Source organism: Pseudomonas sp. ML2-2023-6, from assembly GCF_037055265.1.
Lineage (GTDB): Bacteria > Pseudomonadota > Gammaproteobacteria > Pseudomonadales > Pseudomonadaceae > Aquipseudomonas > Aquipseudomonas kulmbachensis.
On the sequence record NZ_CP146347.1, the window covers coordinates 110,195 to 123,902 of the forward strand.

Genomic DNA, 13,708 nt, shown 5'->3' on the forward strand with positions numbered 1-13,708 from the left:
GCGACTCACTGCCACGATGAACAAGTACCTAGTGTCCAGCCTCTGCCTGCTGGCGATAAACAGCGCCCAGGCCGATGACAGCGCCCCGTCCCTGATGTTGCCAGCCGCGAGCATTACCGCCCCTGAAGTCGATCTTGAAAGCATCGACCTCAAGACCGCCACCAGCGCCGGTTCGCGCCTGAACCTCAACAGCCTCGAAACTCCGGCCAGCGTTGAGAGCCTGACGGGTGCGCAAATCCGCGCCCGCGGTGATCGCAGTGTGCAAAGCGCCGTCACCCGCAGCACCGGTATCAGCAACACCGGCACGCCGGGTAACGGCGGCTCGGCCTACTCGGCCCGCGGCTTTGTCGGGGAAGGCTCGGTGATGCAGCTGTATGACGGCGTGCGCATGTACAGCGGCGCGGGCACCGTGACCTTTCCGGTGGACGATTGGTCGGTTGAGCGCATCGACGTACTGCGCGGCCCGGCTTCGGTGCTGTATGGCGAAGGCGCTACGGGTGCGGTGATCAACGTGCTCCCGAAAAAACCGTTCAGCGGCGAAATCGAAAACCACCTGCGCGTCGGCTACGGCTCCTACGACACCCGCCAACAGGCGCTGGACAGCGGCGGTTCGCTGACCGACACCCTGAGCTACCGCTTGAATATCAATCACAACCAGAGCAATGGCTGGATCGATCACGGCAACTCTGAAAACACCTTTATCAGCGCCGCCCTGCGCTGGCAGGCCAATGATGATCTGGCATTCACCCTGAGCCACGACTATGGCGACCAGGAGCCGCAAAACAACTTCGGTGTACCGCTGATCAATGGCCGATATCACCAAAGCCTGCGTGACAAAAACTACAACGTGCGTGACGCCAAGCTGCACTACAACGACCAGTGGACGCGCCTGAACAGCGAATGGCAGATCAACGACAACCTCACTGCCAGCAACGAGCTGTACTACCTCAAGGCCCAGCGCCGCTGGCAGAACGCCGAAAACCACGCATGGAATGAAAGCCAGCAAACCTTGCTGCGCAGCGGTTACTACAGCATCAAGCACGAACAGGAACAGGTCGGTGATCGCCAGACCTTCATCCTCAACCACGACCTGTTCGGCCTTAAAAGCAGAACCTTGGTCGGCGCGGACTACAACCGTATCCACTTCAACCTGCACAGCAACTCGCCGTATACAGATGTGAACACAAACGGCCAGCCAATCGACCTGTACCACCCGGACCGGGGCGAGTTTGAAAGTCAGTCGCCATACCGCGACCAATTCACCACCACTACGCAGCAGGTTTCACTGTTCGCTGAAAATCGCACCGAGCTGACCGATCAACTGTCGCTGGTCACCGGCGTGCGCCGCGATATCGTGCATCTGGATCGCGACAATTTCTTTCTGGATAAAGCCACCGAACGCAGCGACCGAGGCCTGTCGGCCAATAGCTGGAAAGTCGGCCTGGTATACGAGTTGACACCAGACATGTCGGTCTATGTCCAGCAGGCCACCAGCGTAGATGGCGTGGGTGGGCTGATCAGTCTGGATCAGAAGCAGCAAGACTTCAGCCTGGCCCATGCCCGCCAGACCGAAATCGGCTTCAAGCAGATGTTCTGGGACCAGCGAGGCGAATGGACCCTCGCCGCGTACCACATCATCAAAAAGGATTTGCTGACCACCGACCCGAATGATTCCACCCGTACCCTGCAAGTCGGCGAGCAATCCTCCAATGGCCTGGAAGCCAGCCTTGATCTGCAACTGCCGCACCGCTGGCAGCTGCAAGCCAATGCCTCTGTGGTACGCGCCCAGTACGACACGTTTAATGACGAAGGCGTGTCACGCAAAGGCAATCGCCCTACGGATGTACCGCGACGTACCGCCAACCTGTGGTTGAGCAAGGCCATTACCGATGACGTGAATGCCGGAGCCGGTGTGCGTTATGTCGACTCGCGTTATGCCGACACGGCCAACAACGTCGAAGTGCCGAGCTACACCGTGGTCGACGCTACCGTGAGCTGGAAAGCCCTGCCCAAAACCACCCTGGGACTGCGCCTGAACAATTTGTTCGACCGCCAGTACGCTGTTAGCCAATACAATGGCGGCCAACAGTGGATCATGGGCGAACCGCGCTCGTTCTTTGTGACGGCTGATTACGCATTTTAAGCGCTGCCCTCAAACCGTCCCCTCTCCCTCCGGGAGAGGGGACGGTTTGAGGGGCTTTTGATTCTTCGAGAACACAACCGGATATTTATGACCCGCCTCACCCTCACCCAACTCGCCTGGACCCCTCTGGGCCATGGCCATTGTCATCACCAGTTCCAGCTGCGTGATGCCAACCTGCACGTCGCGGCAGGTGAGTTTGTGGGGTTGATCGGGCCCAACGGCAGCGGTAAAACCAGCCTGTTGCGCTGTGCCTATCGCTTCAGCAAACCCGAGGCAGGCGCGGTCCACCTCGGCCCGCACAGCCTCTGGCAGCAATCACCGCGCTGGTGCGCGCAACGCATTGCCGTGGTGTTGCAAGAATTCCCTGACGCCTTTGGCCTGACCGTCGACGAAGTGGTCGCCATGGGCCGCACCCCGCACAAAGGCCTGTTCGACGGTGATACCGAAGCCGATCGCCAACTGGCCCGGAACGCGCTGCAGTCAGTCGGCCTCAGCGGCTTTGAGGACCACGCCTTCGCCACCCTCTCGGGCGGTGAAAAGCAACGGGTGATCCTCGCCCGCGCCCTGGCCCAGCAGCCCGAACTGCTAATCCTCGACGAGCCGACCAATCACCTCGACCCGCGCTATCAGCTGGAGTTGCTGCAGTTGGTCAAACGCCTGAACATCGGCACCTTGGCCAGCATCCACGACCTCAATCTGGCTGCCGCATTTTGCGACCGCCTGTATGTGATCGACCACGGCAAAATCATCGCCAGCGGCACTCCACGCGAGGTGCTGACCGTCGAACTGCTGCGCGATGTGTTTGGCGTTGCGGCTTTGATCGACGATCACCCGCTGTCCGGCTACCCGCGCATCACCTGGATAACCCGACCATGAAGCTGACCTCCCTTGCACTCGGCCTTTGCATTTTGCTGGGCGCCCAACTGGCCCAGGCCGACGCCACGAAATACCCGCTGACGATCAAAAGCTGCAACCGTGACGTAACCTTCAACCAAGCGCCGAAACACGCGGTCAGCCATGACATCAACATGACGCAGATGATGCTCGCCCTGGGCCTCAAGCCGCGCATGGCTGGCTACAGTGGCATCAGTGGCTGGAAGGCGGTAACTCCCGAGATGAAAGTGATCCTCGACGGCTTGCCGGAACTGGCGAGCAAATATCCCTCGGTTGAAACCCTGCTCAATGCCAACGTCGATTTCTTCTTCGCTGGCTGGGACTACGGCATGCGCGTGGGCGGCGACTTGACGCCGCAAACCCTGACCCCGCTGGGCATCAATGTTTATGAGCTGACCGAGTCCTGCGCCTTTGTGATGAAACGCCCACCCGCCAGCATGGAAGACACCTACAACGACCTGCGCAACCTGGGCAAAATCTTCGACGTACAAGAGCGCGCCAATACGTTGATCGCGAAAATGCAGGTAAAAATCGCCGAGGTGCAAAAGTCCCTGCCCGCCACGAAGCCGCGGGTGTTTCTATATGACAGCGGCGAAGACCGCGCCATGACCTCGGGCAAACTGGGCATCCCTCATGCGCTGATCGAAGCCGCCGGCGGCAACGATATCCTCAGCGACATCGACGCCAGCTGGACCCGCATCAACTGGGAAACCGTGGTCGAGCGCAACCCCGAAGTCATCGTGATCGTCGATTACAGCGAAGTCAGCGCTGAACAAAAACAGCGTTTCCTTGAAACCAATCCGGCCCTGCAATCGGTGGACGCGATCCGCAACAAGCGCTTTATCGTCATTCCCTACGTGCAAGCCACACCGGGCATCGACAACGTGCTGGCGATAGAAACCCTGGCCAAAGGTTTCCACCCACAATGATGGCTCGCCGCTACGCCCTGTTGCTGATCGGCCTCGGCGCATTGCTGCTGGTGTCGTGCGTGGTGTCACTGGGCTTTGGCCCGGCGCGGGTGCCGGTGGAGGTGGTGTGGCACATTTTGCTGAGCAAATTGTTCGGCATTGGCGAGGTGAACTGGAGCGCTGGCCAGGAACATATCGTGTGGCTGATCAGGGTGCCGCGCATGTTGCTCGGGGCCTTGGTCGGCGCCGGACTGGCGTTGATCGGTGCGGTGCTGCAAGCCGTGACGCGCAATCCGTTGGCCGACCCGCACCTGCTCGGCGTCACCAGCGGCGCCACCCTGGGTGCGGTGATTGTGGTGCTGCATGTGGGTGAAATCGTCGGCCTGCTGACCTTGCCCATCGCTGCCTTTATCGGCGCCCTGTTGAGCATGCTGCTGGTGCTGGCCATCGCCAGCCGTCACGGCCGGCTCGACAGCGACCGCCTGCTGCTGTGCGGTGTGGCCGTGTCGTTTGTAATGATGGCTGTGGCCAATACCCTGCTGTTTCTGGGCGACCATCGCGCCAGCTCCGCCGTGCTGTTCTGGATGCTCGGCGGCCTGGGGTTGGCACGCTGGGAACTGTTGGCCATCCCCAGCGCCAGCGTGCTGCTGGGGCTGGTGTTATTGCTCGGCATGGCCCGCCCGCTGAACGCGCTGATGGCGGGCGAACAGACCGCCGTCACCCTCGGTTTGAATGCGCGCAACGTGCGCCTGCGGGTGTTTCTGATCGCCTCTCTGATGACCGGCGTACTGGTGGCCATCAGCGGCTCGATCGGCTTTGTCGGCCTGATGATCCCGCACATCGCCCGGCGCTTGGTGGGCGCCGAGCATCGGCGTTTGCTGCCTGTATCGGCACTGCTGGGTAGCGTGTTTCTGGTGTGGGTCGATGTGGCTGCGCGCACCCTGATCGCCCCCGAGGACCTGCCCATTGGCGTGGCCACGGCGGCGATTGGCGGCCTGTTTTTTATTGGCTTGATGCGCAAGCGTTAAAGCTCGTCACGCAGGGGGCCGACTTTCAAGTCTGCCACTGGCAGGCCCGGCGTCGTGCCCTCGTAATCGAATGCCTCGGGCTGAGCCCGAACTGTGTGCCCTGAAGCAATAATCCCGGCAAGTGGCCAACTGCTGCTGGTCACCAAAACATGCATCCCACCAGAATTGAGTACATGGGTCAGCATATCGCTGGGCAGCATGTTCACTGGCGTCGCCTGACTGTTCTCTTCGAAATACCCCAAGGCTGACCAGCCATCGCCAATCACTGTGTTGCACAGCTGGAACCTGGCCTCCTGGCTCCCCCGCCAATACCTCAAAAGCCCACCATCGTCGGTCGACACATACAGGTAAGCGACTCCCAGCCCCCTGAGGTCCAGGGTATGGGTGGCGTAACAGATATCTTCCGGCCATGGGATGTTACGCAACAGCAGGGTTTCAACTTCTCCCGCAGCATTGCGGTTACGCATATCGCGCGAGAAATACAGGCTGGCCAGCTTGAATCCTTCGGGCAGCACTACCCTGGGCGAAGACGCACCGGGAGTGACGCGATGAGTTTCAAGCAGGGTTTCTGCGACATTTACCGGCTCGCCATTTACCACCGGGTCGAGCGCTACGTAAGTGTTGTAAGCCGGGTGGTGCAAAATCCCCCCAAGGATATTGAGTGTATGGGGTTGTTTGATCTTGCCATGTACATAACGGGCCGCATCGTTTGGATAGCTGAACACCGGGCTCGCGGGAAACTGTCTGATCGAACGCTCGGGCCTGCCCCCGACTTGCGCACCAAAGGGTTGCCAGCCGCCCAATACCGGGCCGGCATGGGCCCAGACCCCATTGGTTACCAGCACCTCAAGACGCCCCGCCATTGCTACCTGGCGCACATATTCAACGGGCGTCAGCCTACGCGCGGTCAATTGGTCCAGCAGCACTTGCCCGGCGTTTTTGAATATTCCCGCAGACAATTGGGTCGCATCCAGAGCGCTGGCAAACCGCAGCAAGGCCCCGTCTGCAGTCGAGATATACAGGACCGAATTACCCCCCAAAAAATCGGTCTGGCTCTGGAGATTGATCGCCAGCTGCAAGCCCTTGACCAGATCCAAAGGTGAAATAAACCCTTCGTAAACCCGCTTGTCGGGGAGATGGCCCTGCAGGTCGATCTGCCCAGGCGCTGCCACATACACCGCCAACGGTTTAAAACCCGCAGGCAGTTTGTAGCTGCCGGTCAGATCATCCCGCTGATACAGCCGATCCATACTGAAGTCGCCGCCCTCCAGCGCCAGCGTCGTCACATACTCCTCGCTGTGAGTGCTGCGCAGGACCAGCCCGTACTGACCGGACTGGCGGGCGCCCATCTGTTCATGGACATGGCGCACGGCGTCTTCCGATTGCGCAAAAACCGGGCTCAGTGCCGGCGGTCGCACTGCCTGCCCACTGTCGATTCCAGGCCGCCATCCATCTGTAATTTTACCGGGGCTACCCCACAGGGCACTGCCAACCACAAGTTGCAAATCCCCGGTTTTGGCCACAAGCGCGATGTACTCGCTGGGCTTTTTCGAGTTGCCGCGCATGGCCATTGCCATCGTGTTGTGCCGCACGCGTTCGGGATGGTCAGCAGGAGGTGCGAGCTGCGCCCCAAGCACGGCTTCCTGGGGTGAGCCGCTGGGGGTGTACTTGAGCAAAGCACCGTCCTGCGCTGAAAAATATCGGATTGCGGCCCAGTCACGATTGCGGATTGCGTCGTAAACCTCATGGGGCTCAAGCATGTTGCGAAACAGTTTTTCTTCATCTTTTGAGCGCCATAATTGCAACGGATGCACACGGTGGCTGTGATAGACCGCCACCACAGAACAGCCCGCAGGCACGAACCTGGCCAACTCGGTCGGGTACACCATCGAGGCGTCAAAAGTCTCGTTTTTGCCCTTCAAGGGTTCAGTCGCGACAAAACGGTTATCCAGCCGCTGGTAGATCAAGCCGCCATAGACACTGGCTGTGCGACTGGCTATTTGTTTGTGAGCGTAGCGGGCAGCATCGTCCGGGGTGACAAAGGACGGCCCCATGTCTCGACGGTAAAACCCTTCATAGGGTTCCCAGCCAGCATCAACCCGGCCTTCAGAGCGCCACAGGTCACTACTGTGCAGCACGCTCAACTCACCCGCACCGGCCAGCTCACGAATACAGGTTGTCGTTTTATAAACGCCCCCCAGCATGTCACGCAAAATGGCCAGGCCTTGGCCCTCGCCTTCGGGCAACCGGGCCAGAAATTTCTGTTCGCTCGAGGCAAAGGTCGATACGTATTTCAACAGCGCGCCGTCGCGGGTCGAGATATACAGCGCCAGCGACCGTTTGGCCCCTACTCCCGCCAGCGACCGGACCGCCTCAATACCTTTGGCCAGGGTTTGCGGGTATACGAAATTTTTGAAAATCGACACTTCTTCGGCGGGCATAAGGCTGGGGTCGCGATAAAAGCCATCGCTGCAATAAACCCCAATCAAGTCAAACTGCTCAGGAAATCGCAACCTGCCTGCCGTGTCACGACCGAAGATGCGCTGCAATGCAAAATCCGTTTCGCCGGTGACCGGCTCAGAAGCGATGAAAAACCCCACCCCCTTGCGCTTGAGAATCACCCCATAGAGGCTCTCGCTGGTTTGATGAATGCGCGCCCTGACATCCTTGAGCGCCAGCTCCGCGCTGCTGAATGTCGGGCCAAAGGCAGGCTGGGCAATGATGACCGGCGCAATATCCTGCAGGGCCTTGGGCGTGAATGGCCGGTAATCGGCGTCCAGCACCCCGAGTTTTCCGTCCCAGACTTCGCTGGACTGAACCACGCTCAGGTCACCGGCTGCCGCGGCGGCCTCAACAAACCCCACGGCGCTGTTGAAGGTTAAAATCCCCTTGCTCGAATCCTCGCCGATACGCACTGCCAATGCTCGTTCCCGAGCTGATCCGCTGGCGACATATTTGATCAGTGAGCCATTGACCCCCGACAAATAGTGCACCCGCGCAAAATAGGCATTCTGACTGTTGAGCAATACATCAATGCTGGAAAAGAAATTCACTGCGATATGCACCTGCGACTCGGTCCAGCGCCCGAAGCCACGCTTCAACGCGTCATAGTTATCCGGGTGCGAGTGATACAAGGCATAACAGGTGTAACCAGAGGGCTGGATAAAGTGGCCTTGCGGGTTGGTTGAGATCACCAGTGTCGGATCGAAAGCACCGGTTTTGCCTTTTACCGGGCGGGTCGCATAGTAGAAGCCCTGCGCGTCTTTCAAGATGACGCCGCCATATTCGGCCGAGCGAAAATCACCAATCAACCGATGAGCGAACCGGGCGGCATCATCGGCGCTGACAAAGGCCGGACTCAACGCCGGGAGCCGGGCCGTTATAGCGGGTCGGGCAAGCCGTTTTTCGCGGTTGCGAGAAGTGTTCATGGCTGTGCTTCCTTGATTAAAAAGGGCGGGCTCAGACTCGGCAGTTGTACGGTCTTGTCACGGGACAACTGATCTGAAAGTTCCATTTGGCTTTTCTCTGGATAGAGGGAAGCTTCATCCTTCGCCGGTACCTCGATGGATCGGTATTAACTAAATATTTCCCTGCCCTGGTGCACGCAGCACCAAGGCAGCGCACGCCGTGCACCCACCTGCCTTTAAAGCCCCCACTTGGTGCGCGAGCACGCCTTTTTTTCGCGCAAAGCCCTGTTGCAGAGCCTTTTTCCCATCACGGCACACCCCTTGCAAATACCTTCAGGTATTCGGATCGACACTAAAAAATCAGATACCTGGAGATCGCACCATGAAGCGTCGCAGCTTGATCAAAGCTTTCACCCTTTCGGCCTCGATTGCCGCCATGGGTATGTCCTGGACCCTTCAGGCTGCCGAGACCATCAAGGTCGGCATTCTGCATTCGCTGTCCGGGACCATGGCGATCTCTGAAACTTCACTTAAAGACATGGCGCTGATGACCATCGACGAGATCAACGCCAAGGGCGGGGTCAACGGCAAGATGCTCGAAGCGGTCGTGGTCGATCCGGCATCCAACTGGCCGCTGTTCGCGGAAAAGGGTCGCCAGTTACTGACCCAGGATAAGGTGGCCGTGGTGTTTGGCTGCTGGACGTCGGTGTCGCGCAAATCGGTATTGCCGGTATTCGAAGAGCTCAACGGCCTGCTGTTCTACCCGGTGCAATACGAAGGTGAAGAGATGTCACCCAACGTGTTCTACACCGGGGCTGCGCCCAACCAGCAAGCGATCCCGGCGGTTGAATACCTGATGAGCGAAGATGGCGGCAGCGCCAAGCGCTTTGTATTACTGGGTACCGACTACGTTTACCCGCGCACCACCAATAAAATCCTCCGTGCCTTCCTGCACTCCAAAGGCGTAGCCGACAAGGATATCGACGAGGTCTATACCCCGTTCGGCCACAGCGATTACCAGACCATCGTGTCCAACATCAAAAAATTCTCGGCGGGCGGCAAAACCGCAGTGATCTCCACGGTCAACGGCGACTCCAACGTGCCGTTCTATAAAGAGCTGGCCAACCAGGGCCTGAAGGCCACCGACGTTCCGGTCATCGCGTTCTCGGTGGGCGAAGAAGAACTGCGCGGTATCGACACCAAACCGTTGGTGGGCAACCTGGCGGCGTGGAACTACTTCCAGTCGGTTGAGAACCCGGTCAATGAGAAATTCGTCGCCGACTGGAAAGCCTACGCCAAGAAGCACAACCTGCCGGGCGCTGACAAAGCGGTAACCAACGACCCGATGGAAGCTACATACGTGGGCATTCACATGTGGGCCCAAGCGGCAGAAAAAGCCAAGTCCACCGATGTCGACAAGGTTCGCGAAGCGCTGGCCGGCCAGACCTTTGCCGCGCCATCGGGCTACACCCTGACTATGGACAAGACGAACCACCACCTGCACAAGCCGGTGATGATCGGCGAGATACAGCCTGACGGTCAGTTCAGCGTGGTGTGGCAAACCGAAGGCCCGGTCCGCGCCCAGCCGTGGAGCCCATACATTCCTGGCAATGACAAAAAGCCGGATTACGCGGTGAAGAGTAACTAAGCCCCGCCACACTTTTTTGTCTGGTGCGGTCAATGTGGGAGCTGGCTTGCCTGCGATGCAAACAACTAGGTGTATCTGATACACCGCAGCGATGCCATCGCAGGCAAGCCAGCTCCCACAACGTCCGTGCATGATCAGGACATTTGTTATGCCTACTGCCCTCTACCGCCTCATTCTGGCGTTGCTGCTGTTGCTGCCATTGGCCGCCAACGCCGATGACGCCAGCGACTTCGCCGTCGCCAACAACAGCCAGCAAGCCCAACTGCTGGAAAGCTGGGCGGCACAACCCGTTCCTGCCCGCATCGAACTGATCAACAGCCTGCAACAGGGCCAGCTCACCGTCGATGGCCAAACCAAAACCCTGCGCCTGAACAACCGCCTGCGCGGCCTGATCGATACGGCGCTGGCCAGTCATCAGTTGCTGGCAGCCGATCCGACGCTGCGCTTGAGCGCGGCACAGCAGCTGCAAAAGTCCGCAAAGCCTGCACAACTCAAATTCCTCGACCAGCAACTGGCTGGCGAAAGCGACAGTGATGTACATGCGGCACTGAGCCTGGCGCTGGCCAATCTGCAACTGGTCGATGCCGACCCGGCCGTGCGTCTGGCCGCCGTGCGCCTGCTTGGTGAAACCGGCGAGCCACTGGCTCGTACCCGCCTTGAAGCCCTGCTGCAACCGGGTGTCGAAACTGATGCCACGGTGCACACCGCAGCCGAAACCAGCCTGGCGCAAGTCAAACGCAAACTGCTGATCGGCGACCTGTTGGGGCAGGCTTTCAGCGGCTTGTCCCTGGGTTCGATCCTGCTGCTGGCGGCCCTCGGCCTGGCTATCACCTTCGGCCTGCTGGGCGTGATCAACATGGCCCACGGCGAAATGCTGATGCTGGGCGCCTATTCCACTTACTGCGTGCAGTTGCTGTTCCAGCGTTTTGCCCCCGGTGCCATCGAGTACTACCCGTTGCTCGCATTGCCGGTGGCGTTCTTCGTCACCGCGGTTGTGGGCATGGTGCTGGAGCGCACCATCATTCGTCACCTCTACGGCCGACCGCTGGAGACCCTGCTCGCGACCTGGGGTATCAGCCTGATCCTGATCCAACTGGTGCGGGTGATGTTCGGTGCGCAAAACGTCGAAGTGGCCAACCCGGCCTGGCTGTCGGGCGGGCTGCAAGTGCTGCCTAACCTGGTGCTGCCGTACAACCGGCTGGTGATCATCGTTTTCGCCTTGGCCGTGGTGTTCCTGACCTGGCTGCTGCTGAACAAAACCCGCTTGGGCCTCAACGTGCGCGCCGTGACCCAGAACCGCAACATGGCCGCCTGCTGCGGCGTACCCACCGGGCGCGTGGACATGCTCGCCTTCGGCCTGGGCTCGGGGATCGCCGGGCTGGGCGGCGTGGCCTTGAGCCAGGTCGGCAACGTTGGCCCGGACTTGGGCCAGGGCTACATCATCGACTCGTTTCTGGTGGTGGTACTGGGCGGCGTCGGGCAACTGGCGGGCACGGTTTACGCGGCCTTCGGCCTGGGTATCGCGAACAAGATTCTTGAACCGCAGATCGGCGCCGTACTGGGCAAAATCCTGATCCTGGGGCTGATCATTCTGTTTATCCAGAAGCGTCCGCAAGGGCTCTTCGCGCTAAAAGGACGGGTGATCGACTGATGAATCAGCCTCTGATGGTCACTGCTGCACAAAAAGCCGGACCCAGGCTCACAACCCTGGCGGGCGCCTTGATTCTGCTGGTGCTGCTGGCATTGCCGCTGCTCTCGCTGCTGCCCGCCGACAGCCCATTCCAGGTCTCGGCCTATACCCTGACGCTGGTGGGCAAGATTCTCTGTTACGCCATCGTCGCGCTGGCGCTGGATCTGGTGTGGGGCTACGCCGGGCTGCTGTCCCTGGGCCACGGCTTGTTCTTCGCCCTGGGCGGCTACGCAATGGGCATGTACTTGATGCGTCAGGCCTCGGGCGATGAGCTACCGGCATTCATGACCTTTTTGTCCTGGACCGAATTGCCCTGGTACTGGGTCGGCACCGAGCATTTCTGGTGGGCCATGTGCCTGGTGGTGCTGGCCCCCGGTTTGCTGGCGCTGGTGTTCGGCTTTTTCGCCTTTCGCTCGCGGATCAAGGGCGTGTACTTCTCGATCATGACCCAGGCCCTGACCTTCGCCGGGATGTTGCTGTTTTTCCGCAACGAAACCGGCTTTGGCGGCAACAACGGCTTTACCAACTTTCGCAGCATTCTGGGCTTTGGCATCACCGAGCCCGGCACCCGCGCTGCGTTGTTTTTCGCCACCGTGCTGTTACTGGTCGTCAGCCTGTTTCTCGGCTGGCGCCTGGCGCGCAGCAAGTTCGGCCGCGTACTGACCGCCCTGCGCGATGCGGAAAACCGCCTGATGTTCTGCGGCTACGACCCGCGCGGCTTCAAGCTGTTTGTCTGGGTGCTGAGCGCAGTGCTGTGCGGCCTGGCCGGGGCCTTGTATGTGCCTCAAGTGGGCATCATCAACCCCGGTGAAATGTCGCCGACCAACTCCATCGAGGCTGCGGTATGGGTCGCCTTGGGCGGTCGCGGCACCCTGATCGGCCCGCTGCTGGGCGCAGGGGTGGTCAATGGCATGAAGAGCTGGTTCACCGTGGCCTTCCCTGAGTATTGGCTGTTCTTTCTGGGGGCGCTGTTTATCGTCGTGACCCTGTACCTGCCCAAAGGCGTGATCGGCCTGCTGAAGAAAAGGGCCGACCAATGAGGCATTTCATGCTCGAACCTATCCTCGAACCAAACAAGGACGCAGGCAGCAGCCGCGATGCTATCGGTCTGGGCAAGGCCGCCGGTTCGGGGCTCAATACCCGTCACGGCACCATCCTTACCCTGGAAGATATCAGCGTCAGCTTCGATGGTTTCAAAGCGCTGAATAACCTCAACCTGTATATCGGCGTGGGCGAACTGCGCTGCATCATCGGCCCCAATGGCGCGGGCAAGACCACGATGATGGACGTGATCACCGGCAAGACCCGCCCCAGCGCAGGGCAAGCCTGGTTTGGCGAAACCCTCGACCTGCGCCAGATGAGCGAGGTGCAGATTGCGCAATCGGGAATCGGCCGCAAATTCCAGAAGCCCACGGTGTTTGAAGCCCTGAGCGTGTTTGAAAATCTGGAGCTGGCGCAAAAAACCGACAAGTCGGTATGGGCCAGCCTGCGCGCCAAGCTGAGTGGCGAGCAGAAAGACCGTATTGGCGAAGTGCTGCACACCATCCGCCTGACTACCTCGGCCCATCGACCGGCCGGGCTGTTGTCCCACGGCCAGAAACAGTTTCTGGAGATCGGCATGCTGCTGATGCAGGACCCCCAACTGTTGCTGCTGGATGAGCCGGTGGCGGGCATGACCGACGCTGAAACCGAGTTCACCGCAGAACTGTTCAAAAGCCTGGCAGGCAAGCATTCGCTGATGGTGGTGGAGCACGACATGGGCTTTGTCGGCTCGATTGCCGACCACGTCACCGTGTTGCACCAAGGCAGTGTATTGGCCGAAGGCTCGCTGGAGCAGGTGCAGGCGGATGAACGGGTAATTGAGGTTTATCTGGGCCGCTGACGAATAGCCGTAGCCGCTGCCGCAGGCTGCGATAAGGCCCGCAGGGGCTTCAACCACTTCAAGAGCGCGACCGCTCGCGTTCAATCGCAGCCTGCGGCAGCGGCTACA

General features: G+C 59.9%; 9 protein-coding genes. 8 read left to right on the forward strand and 1 reads right to left on the reverse strand.

The features are described from left to right. The first annotated feature begins 16 nt into the window (after positions 1-16). The 4 genes from V6L79_RS00465 (at position 17) to V6L79_RS00480 (ending at position 4,973) form a co-directional block, all read left to right on the forward strand. Positions 17-2,143, forward strand: coding sequence for a TonB-dependent siderophore receptor (locus V6L79_RS00465; RefSeq protein WP_338579671.1), 2,127 nt, complete (start codon positions 17-19; stop codon positions 2,141-2,143). Between the two features lie 87 nt (positions 2,144-2,230). Next, entirely contained in the window at positions 2,231-3,019 is a 789-nt protein-coding gene (locus V6L79_RS00470; RefSeq protein WP_261739921.1) for an ABC transporter ATP-binding protein, read from the forward strand. Further along, on the forward strand, positions 3,016-3,966 hold the full coding sequence (locus V6L79_RS00475) for an ABC transporter substrate-binding protein (protein WP_261739922.1): 951 nt from the start codon (positions 3,016-3,018) through the stop codon (positions 3,964-3,966). The genes V6L79_RS00470 and V6L79_RS00475 overlap by 4 nt, the downstream gene beginning before the upstream one ends. Beyond that, entirely contained in the window at positions 3,963-4,973 is a 1,011-nt protein-coding gene (locus tag V6L79_RS00480; RefSeq protein WP_261739923.1) for an iron ABC transporter permease, read from the forward strand. The genes V6L79_RS00475 and V6L79_RS00480 overlap by 4 nt, the downstream gene beginning before the upstream one ends. Here V6L79_RS00480 and V6L79_RS00485 read toward each other — a convergent pair. Further along, complete coding sequence (locus V6L79_RS00485; protein ID WP_338579672.1) at positions 4,970-8,401, reverse strand: DUF4329 domain-containing protein; 3,432 nt, start codon at positions 8,399-8,401, stop codon at positions 4,970-4,972. The genes V6L79_RS00480 and V6L79_RS00485 overlap by 4 nt on opposite strands. A 361-nt stretch (positions 8,402-8,762) precedes the next feature. Here V6L79_RS00485 and urtA point away from each other — a divergent pair, with 361 nt between their 5' ends. The 4 genes from urtA to urtD all read left to right on the forward strand — a co-directional run bounded on the left by urtA (position 8,763) and on the right by urtD (position 13,600). Next, the gene (gene urtA, locus V6L79_RS00490; protein WP_261739925.1) at positions 8,763-10,028 is read left to right on the forward strand and encodes an urea ABC transporter substrate-binding protein; all 1,266 of its coding nucleotides are present in this window, start codon (positions 8,763-8,765) and stop codon (positions 10,026-10,028) included. Between the two features lie 148 nt (positions 10,029-10,176). Beyond that, positions 10,177-11,679, forward strand: a complete 1,503-nt coding sequence (urtB, locus tag V6L79_RS00495) for an urea ABC transporter permease subunit UrtB (protein ID WP_261739926.1) — start codon at positions 10,177-10,179, stop codon at positions 11,677-11,679. Beyond that, complete coding sequence (gene urtC / locus V6L79_RS00500) at positions 11,679-12,758, forward strand: urea ABC transporter permease subunit UrtC (protein WP_261739927.1); 1,080 nt, start codon at positions 11,679-11,681, stop codon at positions 12,756-12,758. The genes urtB and urtC overlap by 1 nt, the downstream gene beginning before the upstream one ends. Continuing rightward, complete coding sequence (gene urtD / locus V6L79_RS00505; RefSeq protein ID WP_261739928.1) at positions 12,755-13,600, forward strand: urea ABC transporter ATP-binding protein UrtD; 846 nt, start codon at positions 12,755-12,757, stop codon at positions 13,598-13,600. Before urtC ends, urtD begins: the two co-directional genes overlap by 4 nt. Positions 13,601-13,708 lie beyond the last annotated feature (108 nt).